15 protein-coding genes and 1 other RNA gene are annotated in these 13,176 nt (G+C 31.5%); 2 read left to right on the top strand and 14 right to left on the bottom strand.

The genetic code is table 11. The features are described 5' to 3' along the window. Positions 1-20: 20 nt before the first annotated feature. The 8 genes from FVE72_RS00890 to FVE72_RS00855 all read right to left on the bottom strand — a co-directional run bounded on the left by FVE72_RS00890 (position 21) and on the right by FVE72_RS00855 (position 8,544). A complete protein-coding gene (locus FVE72_RS00890) occupies positions 21-2,483 on the bottom strand; it encodes a DNA translocase FtsK (protein WP_026736894.1) in 2,463 nt (820 codons plus the stop codon). 214 nt (positions 2,484-2,697) lie between these two features. Continuing rightward, the gene (gene tenpIN, locus FVE72_RS00885) at positions 2,698-3,231 is read right to left on the bottom strand and encodes a type III toxin-antitoxin system TenpIN family toxin (protein ID WP_232049461.1); all 534 of its coding nucleotides are present in this window, start codon (positions 3,229-3,231) and stop codon (positions 2,698-2,700) included. 85 nt (positions 3,232-3,316) lie between these two features. Beyond that, positions 3,317-4,162 carry a PhnE/PtxC family ABC transporter permease gene (locus FVE72_RS00880; RefSeq protein WP_036055967.1) on the bottom strand — a complete coding sequence of 282 codons (846 nt, stop codon included), beginning with the start codon at positions 4,160-4,162 and terminating at the stop codon, positions 3,317-3,319. 11 nt (positions 4,163-4,173) lie between these two features. Then, on the bottom strand, positions 4,174-4,974 hold the full coding sequence (locus FVE72_RS00875; protein WP_026736891.1) for an ABC transporter permease subunit: 801 nt from the start codon (positions 4,972-4,974) through the stop codon (positions 4,174-4,176). A 2-nt stretch (positions 4,975-4,976) separates the two neighbouring features. Beyond that, on the bottom strand, positions 4,977-5,729 hold the full coding sequence (phnC, locus tag FVE72_RS00870; RefSeq protein ID WP_026736890.1) for a phosphonate ABC transporter ATP-binding protein: 753 nt from the start codon (positions 5,727-5,729) through the stop codon (positions 4,977-4,979). Between the two features lie 144 nt (positions 5,730-5,873). Further along, entirely contained in the window at positions 5,874-6,875 is a 1,002-nt protein-coding gene (locus FVE72_RS00865; protein ID WP_026736889.1) for a phosphate/phosphite/phosphonate ABC transporter substrate-binding protein, read from the bottom strand. A 28-nt stretch (positions 6,876-6,903) separates the two neighbouring features. After that, the gene (locus FVE72_RS00860; protein ID WP_006807817.1) at positions 6,904-7,794 is read right to left on the bottom strand and encodes a DMT family transporter; all 891 of its coding nucleotides are present in this window, start codon (positions 7,792-7,794) and stop codon (positions 6,904-6,906) included. 90 nt (positions 7,795-7,884) lie between these two features. Continuing rightward, entirely contained in the window at positions 7,885-8,544 is a 660-nt protein-coding gene (locus FVE72_RS00855) for a helix-turn-helix transcriptional regulator (protein WP_026736887.1), read from the bottom strand. A gap of 93 nt (positions 8,545-8,637) precedes the next feature. On the opposite strand from FVE72_RS00855, the gene FVE72_RS00850 reads away from it, so the two are divergent. Continuing rightward, the gene (locus FVE72_RS00850; RefSeq protein ID WP_026736886.1) at positions 8,638-9,054 is read left to right on the top strand and encodes a pyridoxamine 5'-phosphate oxidase family protein; all 417 of its coding nucleotides are present in this window, start codon (positions 8,638-8,640) and stop codon (positions 9,052-9,054) included. 15 nt (positions 9,055-9,069) lie between these two features. Next, complete coding sequence (locus FVE72_RS00845; RefSeq protein ID WP_006807828.1) at positions 9,070-9,630, top strand: DNA-3-methyladenine glycosylase I; 561 nt, start codon at positions 9,070-9,072, stop codon at positions 9,628-9,630. 29 nt (positions 9,631-9,659) lie between these two features. Here FVE72_RS00845 and FVE72_RS00840 read toward each other — a convergent pair whose 3' ends face one another. The 6 genes from FVE72_RS00840 to smpB all read right to left on the bottom strand — a co-directional run bounded on the left by FVE72_RS00840 (position 9,660) and on the right by smpB (position 13,163). Beyond that, positions 9,660-10,256: an Abi family protein gene (locus FVE72_RS00840; RefSeq protein WP_258454532.1), complete on the bottom strand. Its 597-nt coding sequence runs from the start codon at positions 10,254-10,256 to the stop codon at positions 9,660-9,662. Further along, positions 10,189-10,551 (bottom strand): Abi family protein, encoded by a 363-nt coding sequence (locus FVE72_RS11530; protein WP_258454531.1) that lies wholly within the window; start codon positions 10,549-10,551, stop codon positions 10,189-10,191. Before FVE72_RS11530 ends, FVE72_RS00840 begins: the two co-directional genes overlap by 68 nt. A 182-nt stretch (positions 10,552-10,733) precedes the next feature. Beyond that, positions 10,734-11,072, bottom strand: a transfer-messenger RNA (tmRNA) gene (gene ssrA / locus FVE72_RS00835). Between the two features lie 51 nt (positions 11,073-11,123). After that, entirely contained in the window at positions 11,124-11,732 is a 609-nt protein-coding gene (fic, locus tag FVE72_RS00830; RefSeq protein ID WP_036055964.1) for a protein adenylyltransferase Fic, read from the bottom strand. Positions 11,733-11,838: 106 nt separating this feature from the next. Then, on the bottom strand, positions 11,839-12,714 hold the full coding sequence (locus tag FVE72_RS00825; RefSeq protein ID WP_006807826.1) for a DMT family transporter: 876 nt from the start codon (positions 12,712-12,714) through the stop codon (positions 11,839-11,841). A 2-nt stretch (positions 12,715-12,716) separates the two neighbouring features. After that, positions 12,717-13,163 carry an SsrA-binding protein SmpB gene (smpB, locus tag FVE72_RS00820; protein ID WP_026736883.1) on the bottom strand — a complete coding sequence of 149 codons (447 nt, stop codon included), beginning with the start codon at positions 13,161-13,163 and terminating at the stop codon, positions 12,717-12,719. Positions 13,164-13,176 lie beyond the last annotated feature (13 nt).

Raw genomic sequence — 13,176 nt, 5'->3', positions numbered from 1 at the left:
TTTAACATATTATACCTGTTTTAATCAAAATCATCAATCAAAAGTTGGTTATCATCGCTGATTATTCCGTTTTCTTTTAACTGCTCGTAAATTCTCGATGCTCTGTTAAAGCCCACATTGAGCTTTCTCTGTAACAGTGATATGGAAACTCTGCCTTCCTGTTTTATTACATCTATCGCATTTTCAAATAACGGATCGGTTTCCTTTCCTTTTTCAACTGTTTCAATTAAAATCTCTTCCATATACGAGACTTTTTTATTTGTTTTGAGTGCCGTAGTCAATTTCATAACTTCGTCATCGGAAATAAATGCTCCCTGTATTCTTTCCAGTTTGGAAGAACCGTTTTCAAGAAGCAGCATATCACCCTGTCCGAGCAACTTTTCAGCTCCCGGAGTATCCAGAATGGTTCTCGAATCTATTTGGGATCTGAGTGCAAAAGATATTCTGCTCGGCAAATTTGCCTTTATCATTCCGGTTATGACATCTGTAGACGGTCTTTGAGTTGCAACAACAAGGTGTATTCCTACGGCTCTTGCTTTTTGAGCGATTCTTGCTATGGACTCTTCCACACTTCCCGCAGCTACCATCATCAAATCAGCCAACTCGTCTATTATTATTACTATATAAGGCATTTTTTCCACATATCCCAGAGAATTATACCCTACGATATTTCTTACACCGTTTTCCATGAGCTGTCTGTATCTGTTGTCCATTTCATTGACCGCCCATCTTAAGGCTATAGCAGCCTGCTGAGGGTCTATTATAACCGGCACAAGTAAATGCGGTATTCCGTTATAGGGCATAAGCTCTACCATTTTAGGATCCACCATTATAAATCTTACTTCTTTTTCGGATTTTTTTGTAATCAATGTCGATATAAGCGTGTTAACTGCCACACTCTTTCCCGAACCGGTTTGACCGGCTATGAGTAAATGGGGCATCTTCGCAATATCTATTATTCTGTCCTGTCCGACTATATTTTTTCCTAAAATTACGTTCAATGCTCCTTTTTCAAGTTGCGGATTTCTTATAATATTGGAAAAATGAACAGGCTCTTTTATTTTATTCGGTGTTTCTATCCCAATAGTATTTTTCCCGGGAATAGGTGCTTCTATTCTTATGCTTTCGGCTGCAAGGTTCATAGCAATGTCGTCTGTCAACGAAGTAACTTTGCTCACTTTTACGCCTTTAGGTATTGTAACCTCATATCTTGTAATGGTCGGTCCGTATTCATAATTTACAACTTTTGCGTTTATTCCGAATTCTTTCAGAACCGATTCCAGATGAGATACATTTTCCACGATACTTTTTTCTATCTCTTTTTTCTTACTCGGATCCATTGCTTTCGACTTAAATATTTCTTCGATGGACTTTTTCAAAAGTTCTTCGTATTCATCATTATTTTCATTTTCTTGACTTTTCTGTATAATTTCAGACTCTTTTTTTATTTCCGTTTCAACTTTTTCCTGAAAATCTTTTTTTAGCTTCTCTAAATCTTCATTTTCAACTTTTTCCGATTTTATTTCGAGTTTTTCCTCAAAATTATCGTTTTTACTTATAGGTTTTTCTTTGTTTTCGTCTTTATTTTTCTCAATTTCAATACTTTTATCGAAATGTTTTTCCTCTTTTTCAGGCTTTATATTTTCCCTTTTTTCAGGATTTTTTTCCTCTTTCTGCCTGTTTTTATTTTTCTGATTTTCCAGTAATTCGAGCCATTCTTTTTCTTTATCGATCAGTTCCGCTTCAGAATACATTTCCGTTTTCTGAAGAAAACTGTCTTTCGGCTTTTTGGAAATCTCAAAACTTAATTTCTGCTTTCTTGACTCGATAAGTCTTTCACGCAGCTCTTCTCTTCTCTGCTTTTTTGAAACTATATATTCCTGCTTTTCAGCCTGTTTTTTTGCTTTCAATATTTTTAATTTCTTTTTATAATCTTCACTGGAATAATATTTAACAAGTCCTGCCAAAATTTCATATATTAACACCAGTACTTCCTTTAATAATACCAATATACATATTACCGTAACGACTTTTAATATTACCTCTACTATATGTAAATGCATAAATCCGTATAACGGCATGGATGCCAATGCCCCCGCAAGCCCTCCGCTCTGACGGTTAAAACCTATTTCCAGAAGTTTTCTGCCTGCTTCCGTAAAAGAGTCTGGCAACGGTGAAACTACCGATTTTTTTATTAAAAGCATTGAATCCGCTATAAATAAAATTATTAATGCGGCTATTTTGGATTTATGAAATTTAAGCTTTATATTTCTTGTGAAAAAATCAAATATTCCCCAACAAGTTATTAATATACTGACAAACCACGACATTTTCCCAAACAGCAAACTTGAAGCATTTAAAAATATTGCCAAAAAATTTTCCTGTCCCTTGGTTGATGCCTGGATTCCATTTTTATTTATTAAAAGATAGATTAAAAATATTCCTAAAACAAACAAAAGTATTCCTCTGATTTTCTTGTTCATTTTACAGTCCTTCCTTTTAATCCGAACAATTACACTAATTTTCAATCATTCTGCAGTCTAAACTATTTTTATAGACTATTCATAATATTATACATTATTTTTTCCGTTTTGTCATTTTTTATTGTGATTTTTTTCTGAAATTTCTTATATTTTTAAATTTCGTGTATTTATTATTTTACTTATATTTGAATTTTTTTATTAAACGCATTAATTTTCAAATTCCCAACTCTGCATGAAAGTATTTCAGGCAACTTTTTCCGCAAAGATTTCTGTATTTGGAATCTGATAAATTTTTAAGCCCTTTTTTATATTCTTTAATATATTTTTCCAATTTCTGTTCTATAAAATACTTTTTTGACAGTAATATTTTATATTCTACAGAATTAATAACAGCTACTTTAGTATTATCAATATATTTATCATTTTTTATAACTACAGTTTTTGATAAATCAAGTCCCTGATTATTGACTGTTTTTACTGCATAATTATATTTTATATTATGTCTTATCGGTATAGCAAAAGTAAGCCCCTGATAATTTACAATACATAAAACTGCATAAGGTCTTAATTTTTTCTTTTCCATTTCACCACAATTACAGTAGTCTTTATAAAACTGTTCCGTCAAAAATCTGAATTCCATGTTTAATCCCCGTCTCCCCTCAAAAAAAGCCTTACTGTTTTTCGGTAAGGCTTCATCTTCTATTTGAGCTTTCTTTTGATTATACTGTTCGCTTCGCTCTCCGAACATATCTTCGTATTTTTATTTTATCTTAATTTTTAAATAATGTCAACATTATTTCCAAACTTTCTTTCTCTTGTGAGCTTTCTTTAATTTACAATGATTTCACTATATATTTTCTTCTCAAATAAATGGAAATACTTTCAAGTATTAAAGCCGTTCCGAATATCAAATATACAAAAAATCCTATTTCTCTCGAGTCAAAATACATTTTCCCTGCCATAAACATTTCATAGCCTATTCCTCCCACTCCTGCAGCAGCTCCCACAACAACCGCATTTGTAAAGTTCATTTCCAGACGTACAAAAGTCCACGATAAAATAGAAGTTACCGAAGCAGGCAAAACTCCCTGAAATATTATCTGCCCTTTGGAAGCACCTGTCGCTTTAAGAGCTTCTATTATTCCGTTGTCTATTTCTTCAATGCTTTCTGAATATGCTTTTATCAGATATCCCGTACTGTGAAAACAGATGCCTATAACAGCAGCTTCCACACCTATTCCCGCAACTACGGAAAACACCATGACCCACAAAATTGTCGGTATGGATCTTACAAATGAAACTACTATTTTTATTGCTTTTGATATTTTTTCATTGGACAGATTTTTCGCCGCAAAAAAAGAAAAAAATAATCCGATAAACGCACCAATAAGAGTCGTAAATATTGCAAGAGATATTGTTATTCCAAGGCTTTGAAATATTTCCAAAAGAGTATATCTTTCAGAAAGCCGAGGTTGTAAAAACATTAACTTCATATTTTTGAAAAATTCTATAATCGCTTGACCCATATTTACATTTCCCGTATCCATTGTAGCCAATTTAAAAATACTTATAATAAAGCAGATTCCAAGAGTTCCCCACAGATATATTCCCGATTTTGTCATTTTTTTTATTTTTATTTTATTCTTTTTCGTCCTTAGGGCATATTTCAAATTTTCCATTTCATTCCCCTTTATATCATTTCTTTTCTTATTTTATTCGACAAAAGCTCTATTATTATAACTATTATCAAAATTACCAGAATAACCAGTCCGGCTCCGTCATATCTGTTACTTTTGTAATACAAATCGAATACAAATCCTATCCCCGTCCCTGTCAGAACTCCTATAAGCGTCGCTTCTCTGATGCCGTTTTCTATATAATAAAGAAGCCATGATATAAGCTGACTCGCTATACTCGGTATAATTCCCTGAAATACTATCTGAAAATATGAGGCTCCTGTGGATTTTAAAGCTTCCGCAACTCCTTCTCCGGCTTCATCTACAGTTTCCGTAAACGTTCTCATCAAATAGCCGAAACTCACAAAAAACAATGCCAGAAATCCTGTAAATTCACTTTGCTTAAAGGAAAAAAGCAATATTAAAGACCATGCAACTACAGGTATATTTCTGAAAAACAGAGCAACTGTTTTTGTAAAAATTTTCATAAATCTGTTTATCCCTATAGTTTCCGAGCCGAGCACTGCTGCAATTAATGCAAAAAAGCCCGAAACCGTTGTTGCTGTAACAGCCGTCAAAATTGTATGAAGCCCTGTTTTCAATATTAAAGGCAAGTATTTCAACGAATTTTGAGTAGGAATAAAGTTTTTAAACAACCATATTATTCCTTCAGGAATCGACAAAAAACTCACTATTCCTTCAAATTCCAAAATTTGAGCAAAAGAAATATAAACAATCAGAAACAGTATGACAAATATTATTTTTGATTGAAGTCTTTTTTTCAAAATATCTTTTTCAATTTCATTTTTTTTCATCGCTAAAGTCCTTCATTATTATCCGAATATATGCTATTCATTATATTTTCCGTAAATTTTGACGTTTCTTCGTCAAATACTTTTTTTCCCTGATTCAGACCTATTATTCTGTCGGAGTATTTCGCCGCAATATCAGTCTGATGTAAATTTACAATACAGGTTATACTCATCTCATCGGTAATCTTTCTCAAATAATCCATTACCCTTTCGGAAGTTTTAGGATCGAGAGAAGCCACAGGCTCATCACAAAGAAGTAATAGCGGCTCCTGCATCAATGCCCTTGCTATCCCTACTCTCTGTTTCTGACCTCCGCTTAATTCACTGCATTTCTGATACGCATATTTTCCCATATCCACTTTATTAAGAAGCTCAAAAGCCTTTTCTTTTTCTTCTTCAGTATAAATACCTAAAACTCCTGACAGCAACGACTTGTATCCAAGTCTTCCGTGTAACACATTTTCTATAACACTCAGTCTCTCGACCAGATTATAGTTTTGGAATATCATTCCGATTTTTCTTCTCAGTTTTTTTATTTCATTATTTTTAAGCTTTTTAATCTGCACATCTTCAAACAGTATATTTCCATGTGTAACATCTATCAATCGGTTTATAGTTCTTAGCAAAGTGGACTTCCCCGATCCCGAAGGTCCTACAACAGATATAAACTGACCTTTTTCAGCTTCAAAAGACACATCATTTAAGGCTTTTATTCCGTTTGAATACTGCTTTGAAACATTGCTTACTTTTAACAGCATAAAATTTCCTTTCATATTATTAAAAAATCTAAAAATTTTAACATCTTTACTGACAAAAAAATTTTACTTTTCTTATGAATGAAAAATCCCGCATTATTACAGTGGGCAAAACTGCAAAAACTGTATTAGCGGGAGTTTTTTATATTATTCACCGTTTTTAATCTGTTTATACCATTCTGTATTCGCTTCTACAAATCCTGTATTCGGATTTTCTTTCAAAAACAGACCTCTTACTTTGCTTGTTTTAGGGCTGAATATATAAGGATTATCAGTTACCTCTTTAGATAAAAGTCCTTTTTTTATTTTTTCCTGATCTTCCTTTGAAAGAGTTTTTACATTGAACACAATAGGCCCGTTAGGTACGGCTATGGATTTTATTACAGTAAAGCTTTTACCTGCATAATCTCCGAAAGGTGCTATAGCTCCCTGTTTTACTTTGTAAGTTGCTCCGACTTTATTTTCTTCCCCTCCAATCAGTTCGTATATCGTAAAAGCCTTCGGAATAGCAAATGTCGCAACATCGGCATCTCCCTTAAACAAAGTTACCTGTGTTCCCGGATGAGAACTTCCGAAAATGACTTTTGAAAAAACTTTTCCTTCCTGTAACACTTCATCTGTATCTTTTAATCCGAATTCTTTTACTATAGCCTTTGCAGGTATTACAAATCCCGATGTGGAAGTATTCGTAACAAATGCCATTACTTTTCCGTTTATTTTTTTCAAATCATAGTTTCCGTCAGTTTTATACTTATCGACATCTTCTCCTCTGACAGCTATAAAACTGTAATACAAAGCATCTTTTAAAGTTCCGCTTTCTCCGGAATTTGTGAGAACTGCCTGAACATCTTTACTTCTTTCGTTGGCACTGAGATAAGTTTCAGCACCTATATATGCTATTTGAGCTTTTCCCGAAATTATACTTTCCAATGCTATGTTATAATCTGTAGTAGTTACGATTTCAACTTTTTTTCCTGTAGCTTTTTGTATAGCCGCAGCAAATTCCTCACGGGATTTTTTAAGAGATTCGTTTGATTCGTTAGGTAAAAACACTATTTTTATAACATCATTTTTAGCTTTCTTCCCACAACTTATTAATATTATTGACATTAAAACAATTACAATTATTTTCCAAAAATTTTTTTTCATCTTTTCTGTCTCCTCACATTTAAGTATTTTATTTCGTCTGTTTAAATTTATTAAAGCCTGTTATTCCTATTAAAATAAGTATTCCTCCTACGATTGTGGATAACATGAGCTTTTCGTTCAAAAAAATTATTCCTGTTAAAGTGGATATAAAAGGTCCCAAAAACATAAAATTTGCTATTTCTCCCGCACTGTCAGCCATTTCCAATGCTTTTCCCCAACAAATATAAGCTACTACCGTTGCCAGAAAAGCCATAAAAAATATTACTGAAAACTGATTTATATTCATTTTCGGAATTTCTCTTAAAGAGCCCGGAGAATAAACCATCAGCACAATCGCACCTGCAGATATACTGTATATAGTAGCTTCCGTTCCCGAATATTTGTCCGAAAAACTTTTTTGCATTATGTTATATACTGCGAGCAAAAAAGCCGCAAGAAGCATCCAGAAAATCCCTTCATTAAATGAAAACACTCCTTCCCATAAAGTAAGCACGATTATTCCCGAAAAAGAAATAAAAATGGAAATCCAGCAGTATAAGTTTATTTTTTCTTTCAAAAAAATCACCGATAATACCGAAGTAAAAATAGGCGTACATGCCAACAATATACTTGAAGTAGCAGAACTTAACGTACTCACTCCTTTATTAAAAGTAATCATATGGAAAGCTATTCCTACTCCGCCTGCCAGAAAAAACATCGGAAAGTCTTTTAATTTCGGTAATTTTATCTTTTTTACTACCATAAATATTACTAACATCAAAAATGCAAATGAATATCTCAAAACTGCCAAAGTTGTCGAATCATAATATTCTGTTCCCACTTTTGTAAAAACTACCGATACCGCCCAAAAGAAGACAGTAATAAAAGCCAACAATTCCGCTTTTCTGTTATTATCAAACTTCAGATTAATTTTCTTCACTTTTATCCCTTCCCTCAGCTCCTTTTTTACAACCTATTATAACAATTTTAAACATAATTTTCTATAAAAATTTATTCACTCCGAAAATCTTTACAATCCTACGATAATTTCTTCCAAAGTTTTAAAAGGCTTTATATCCGTTTTTTCAACAGAAATTATTTTATTACACTTCAAAACTTTATTTTTACCGTTTTTATAACTGAGAACTTTTGCATTCCAACATCCCTGTTTTGCAAATACTCCCAAAAACTGTACTTCTTCTTTTTTCTCATTTCCTTTATAACTTATTTTACAAACCTTATTTTCAGTTATCGCTTCGACAATGTCTTTTAAAATCCGACTGTTTTCATTACTTTTTTTCATTTCCGTTTTCATTATTTTCTCTATCATAAAAATTTTTTCCGACTGTTTTTTTGACAGACATGCTTCAAATTTTTCTTTTAATTTATCCTTATTCAAATTAAGAGGGCACATTTCATAGGCATCGAGTGTAAGCATTCCGAAATACAGAGCTGAAATCTCGTCAGCAGTAAACATGACAGGCGATAAAAGTTTGTTATTTAAAACTTTGTATTTACCGTAACGACCTACTTCCGAATAGATTGCAAGTCCTAATTTTTCAAGCGACTGAACATCTCTTAATGCTGTTCTTTTGGAAATACTGTATCTTTCAGTTATATCTTTCAAATTAAAATAATTTTTTTTACTGAGAAAAATTATCATATCGTTTATTCTTTCGGACTTAGTCATAACTTCTCCTGAAAATATTTTTATAAAATTGACATAAATTGTCACTATTTAGTATTATACTATAAAAATATTGAAAAAGAAAGGATAAAAAAAATGGACATAAAAAAAGAATTTGAAACTATTATGAAAGATCAGGCTCAAATAGCTCTGGCAACATCTGTAAACGATATTCCGAATGTAAGAATTACGAATTTTTTCTACTGTGGAGATTCTAAAGCTTTATTTTTCGGTTCTGCGAAAAACAGTAAAAAGATAGAGGAATTTGCATCAAACAGTCATGTAGCTTTTACTACTGTTCCTAAAAATGAAAGTAAATATGTGAGAGCTCAGGGAATTATTAAAAAAAGTGAAAAAACTGTTTATGATGTAAAAGAAGCGTTTGTGGCTAAAAATCCGAAAATGGAATTTATAATCGATAATTTCGGAGATAATCTCGATTTATTTGAAATTCCCCTTTCAGAAGTAACTGTAACTCTGGAAAATCAGGAAGTTCACAAATTAAAACTATAATGAAAGCGGTAATTTATGGAAAATAATAATCGTTGCGGCTGGGCAAAAGGGGAAAAAGACATTCTCTATCATGATACTGAATGGGGGGTGCCTTCCCATGATGACGGCTATATCTTTGAAATGCTTATTCTCGAAGGCTTTCAAGCGGGACTGAGTTGGAACACAATATTACAGAAAAGAGAAAATTTCAGAAAGGCTTTTGATGATTTTGATTATAAAAAAATAGCAGAATATGACGAAAATAAACTTAACGAGCTTCTTCAAAATGAAGGAATTATAAGAAACAGGCTTAAAATTTATTCTGCAGTAACAAATGCGATTGCATTTATGAAAGTCCAAAAAGAATTCGGATCATTTTCCGATTATATCTGGAATTTTACCGATAATAAAAGAATTATAAACAATTGGAAAACTTTGTCGGAAGTTCCTGCCACAAGTGAATTATCCGATAAAATAAGCAAAGACCTCAAAAAAAGAGGTTTTAAATTTGTAGGCTCTACAATTATCTATTCTTTTTTACAGGCAATAGGAATTATAGATGATCATTTGGTTAGTTGTCCTTATAAAAACAAATAAAACAGGGGGAATAAGTCCCCCAAAAATCTCTATATTTTTATTTCTTTGATACTTTCTATTGTTTTAAATCCTGTTTGTTTTAAAATTCTTTTGTCTCTTTTGTATAATCTCATTAAGCAATTTCTTACTGCATTACCGGGAAAATCTTTATTTATATTCATTATCAAATGTTCCATTATCAAAATTGTTTTGCAAATTTTATCAACTGATCTGTTATTCTTTTCATTTACTATTATTTTATCTTTCCATCTATTTAATATCTTAGGTTTTGTTCTAAATAAAATATCTAATACATTTGAATTATAGGCAGATAAATTTCTGATTAAATTTATATTTTCTAACCATGACACAAAAATAGAAGCTGTTATATTATGATTTTCAGCTATTTCTTCTTTATATTCTTTTTTCATTAATTTATATAAATTCAATATTTCTCCAAAAGTTAAAACATCTACTATTAACCATACAGGAATTTCGCTTTGATTCTTATATTCTTGTATTAATTTGTTTTTTGACTGCTTAATGTTTTTATCTATTCTTCTAAAAAACTCTTTCTGCTTATAAATGCTTACAATATTCTTCAGAATCTGTCCATTTTTTAAAATCCAAATATCCTGTATCTTCAAATTCTCTACCTAATATTCTTGAAAAATTAGTTTTCAACGATACTTCTATCTTTTCAACAATTCTCAAAAAATATAATCTCAAATTTCTATCTTCATAAAATCTAAAAACAATATCCCCAAATTTCGTATTTTTTTCATACATTCCATTATGTAAAAACGGTAATGAGGCTTCTTTTATTTTATAATAATTTATAAAAACCAATTTTTCTGCGGCTTTTTCTTTATTTTCTACAATCATACCGCGACTTCTAAAAAGTTCTATTTGTTCTGAAATTTCCAAATATTTTTTATTCATAATTAACTCCATAAATAAAAACCCTACACGAACTATAAAAACAATTTATAGTTTGTAGGGGGTTTGATATAATAAATTATACATTATTTATTTATAAAAATCAATAAAAATTTAAAAATAATCTTCAAAACTTAGAGATTTTCTCCTAAATAATATAAATTCTCAATTATTTCATCTCATTTTGGTGGAAATGACGGGAATCGAACCCGTGTCCAAAATACAAAGTTCCTACTATCATCTACAAGTTTAGTCCGTTTAACGCTTTAACTGCCGGATATTAAGCGGACAAAAGTCCGACAGCGAGATTATAAGTTGTCCTCCAATGACATAATCATACATTCGAGTAAGCCGTTAATAATGACGTCATCTGAAAGAAAAACGGCAATTCCTTACAATGACGAGCTGCGACTTAGGCAGCTAATGCGTAATTATCGTTTCCGATTATATTTAAGTTGGATTTTAAAGCTCCCGCTTACTTGCCGATAACAGGCTTCCTATCCTGTCGAAACCAAAACATTCCCGTAATTAATTACTTTTTTGGAAACTTTTCTATTACAATTTTACCATAAATATTAAATTTTTTCAATATCATATTCATACATATTCTCATATTTGTAGCTTTGATTAATTCCATGCATATAAATTTCTCTGTTATCAATGTCTTTTGTAATATTTTTTTCGAGCAGAGTTCTCAACTCCAAAGTATTAACAGGGGATTGCTCCATTGCCTGTAAATATTCTGCAGGGTTTATTTTTGACCAGTCAATACATATACCGAGATTTTTTATAAACATTCTGTCAAACCATATTCTCATACTTCTACCGTTTCCTTCATTAAAAGGATGAAGTATATTCATTTCGACATATTTATCAATAATATTTTCAAAAGTACTTTCAGGTATTTTATCAAGTGTTTTCAGATTATCTTTTAAAAAAATTGCTGAAGCAAATCTGACCCCCCCTTTGGAAAAATTTTTTTCTCTTATTTTTCCCGCATCTTCAAATATATCCTTAAATAAATACTCGTGTATCTGCTGTAATCCTTTAAATGTACCGACTTCAAAGTTTTCCATAATTTTTTTATCATACAGTTCTTTTGCTCTTTTTTTACTTAGCAGCTCTTCTTCTTTTTCTGAAACCATTCTTTTAAGCTCATTATCTTTCCAATCATATTTAGACATCTGCATTCTATCCTTTATAATAATTTAGTATAATTATAGCACTTTTTCGTTTAACATCAAAGTCATTAAAATTTCAGCCAAATCAAAATATACTTGTCTTTCTCCGCTACTTTCCTTTAAACTTATTATATCCCAATATCCCCGACAAAATCATCGTTCCTCCGATAATTGTAGGTATTGTAAGTTTTTCATGCAAAATTATTATTCCCATTATAGTAGCTATAAAAGGATTTAAAAACAGTAAATTTGCAATTTCTCCAGTATTTTCAGCGAGGGAAAGTGCTTTACTCCAGAGAATATAACCTACGACTCCTACAAAAACCGCCAGATAAAAAACAATAATAAATCCTGCCGAACTCATATGAAATATTTCCATTGCAGACTTCGGAGAGTAAAGTACGAGTAAAATCGTTCCCGTAAAAATACTGTAAGTCGTGGCTTCGGAGGCTGTATATCTTCTCATTAATTTTTTCTGGATAATATTGTATATTGCCAAAAGAAGTGCCGAAGTCAAAATTAAAAAGACACCTTCATTAACCGAAAGAACTCCTTCCCACAACATTAAAACCGCTATTCCCGCAAATGACACAAAAATACAAATCCAGCCGTACAAATTTATCTTTTCCTTTAAAAATATAACCGACAGTACGGACGTAAGTATAGGTGCAAATGCCATTATGACACTCACAGTACTTGAAGACAGAGTAGTCAGTCCTTTATTCAAAGTTATCATGTATAAGGCAAATCCTGTAAATCCTGAACAGAAAAAAATGGGAATATCTTTCAATTCAGGCATTCTCATTTTTTTCATTATCATATAAAATATTAACACGAAAGATGATATTATATATCTCAATACAGATAATGTCATCGAATCGTAATAGTTAAGTGCTATTTTTATAAACATAAATGAAGACGACCAGAAAAATATTGTCGCAAAAGCTGCGATTTTAGCTTTATCGTCATTACTTAGTTTTCTCATTATTATCTCCCGAAGTTTTTCTGAATTTTTTTCATATCTTTTTCCTGATCTTTTCTTTTCAAACTCTCTCTTTTGTCATGGAGTTTTTTCCCTTTGGCAAGACCTATCTCCATTTTTACGAGTCTTTTCTTTGTATATACCGATAAAGGAATAATCGTATATCCCTGTTCTTTCATTTTAGATGCCCATTTTTCTATTTCTTTTCTGTTTAAAAGGAGCTTCCTCACTCTCGATTCGGGCAAATTATTAATATTTCCGAACTCATAAGGAGTAATATGCATATTCATTATAAAAACTTCGTTTTTTATTATTCTTATAAAACTTTCTTTTATACTTGTTTTTCCGGCTTTTACGGACTTCACTTCAGTCCCTACAAGCTCTATTCCCGCTTCCAGTTTGTCTTCTATAAAATAATCATGAAAAGCCTTTTTATTTCTCGCTAATACCATTTCCTTCCCTCCT

Origin of the sequence: Pseudoleptotrichia goodfellowii (assembly GCF_007990505.1) — a bacterium.
Lineage (GTDB): Bacteria > Fusobacteriota > Fusobacteriia > Fusobacteriales > Leptotrichiaceae > Pseudoleptotrichia > Pseudoleptotrichia goodfellowii.
The sequence above is the reverse complement of the archived record's forward strand: the minus strand, read 5'-3'. Positions and strand labels throughout refer to the sequence as shown.

What these genes read in the sequence shown, in the direction of transcription:
- FVE72_RS00890 (WP_026736894.1), bottom strand. Translation starts at nt 2,483, where the DNA reads ATGAACAAGAAAATCAGAGGAATACTTTTGTTTGTTTTAGGAATATTT.
- tenpIN (WP_232049461.1), bottom strand. Translation starts at nt 3,231, where the DNA reads ATGTTCGGAGAGCGAAGCGAACAGTATAATCAAAAGAAAGCTCAAATA.
- FVE72_RS00880 (WP_036055967.1), bottom strand. Translation starts at nt 4,162, where the DNA reads ATGGAAAATTTGAAATATGCCCTAAGGACGAAAAAGAATAAAATAAAA.
- FVE72_RS00875 (WP_026736891.1), bottom strand. Translation starts at nt 4,974, where the DNA reads ATGAAAAAAAATGAAATTGAAAAAGATATTTTGAAAAAAAGACTTCAA.
- phnC (WP_026736890.1), bottom strand. Translation starts at nt 5,729, where the DNA reads ATGCTGTTAAAAGTAAGCAATGTTTCAAAGCAGTATTCAAACGGAATA.
- FVE72_RS00865 (WP_026736889.1), bottom strand. Translation starts at nt 6,875, where the DNA reads ATGAAAAAAAATTTTTGGAAAATAATTGTAATTGTTTTAATGTCAATA.
- FVE72_RS00855 (WP_026736887.1), bottom strand. Translation starts at nt 8,544, where the DNA reads ATGACTAAGTCCGAAAGAATAAACGATATGATAATTTTTCTCAGTAAA.
- FVE72_RS00850 (WP_026736886.1), top strand. Translation starts at nt 8,638, where the DNA reads ATGGACATAAAAAAAGAATTTGAAACTATTATGAAAGATCAGGCTCAA.
- FVE72_RS00845 (WP_006807828.1), top strand. Translation starts at nt 9,070, where the DNA reads ATGGAAAATAATAATCGTTGCGGCTGGGCAAAAGGGGAAAAAGACATT.
- FVE72_RS11530 (WP_258454531.1), bottom strand. Translation starts at nt 10,551, where the DNA reads ATGAATAAAAAATATTTGGAAATTTCAGAACAAATAGAACTTTTTAGA.
- fic (WP_036055964.1), bottom strand. Translation starts at nt 11,732, where the DNA reads ATGTCTAAATATGATTGGAAAGATAATGAGCTTAAAAGAATGGTTTCA.
- FVE72_RS00825 (WP_006807826.1), bottom strand. Translation starts at nt 12,714, where the DNA reads ATGAGAAAACTAAGTAATGACGATAAAGCTAAAATCGCAGCTTTTGCG.
- smpB (WP_026736883.1), bottom strand. Translation starts at nt 13,163, where the DNA reads ATGGTATTAGCGAGAAATAAAAAGGCTTTTCATGATTATTTTATAGAA.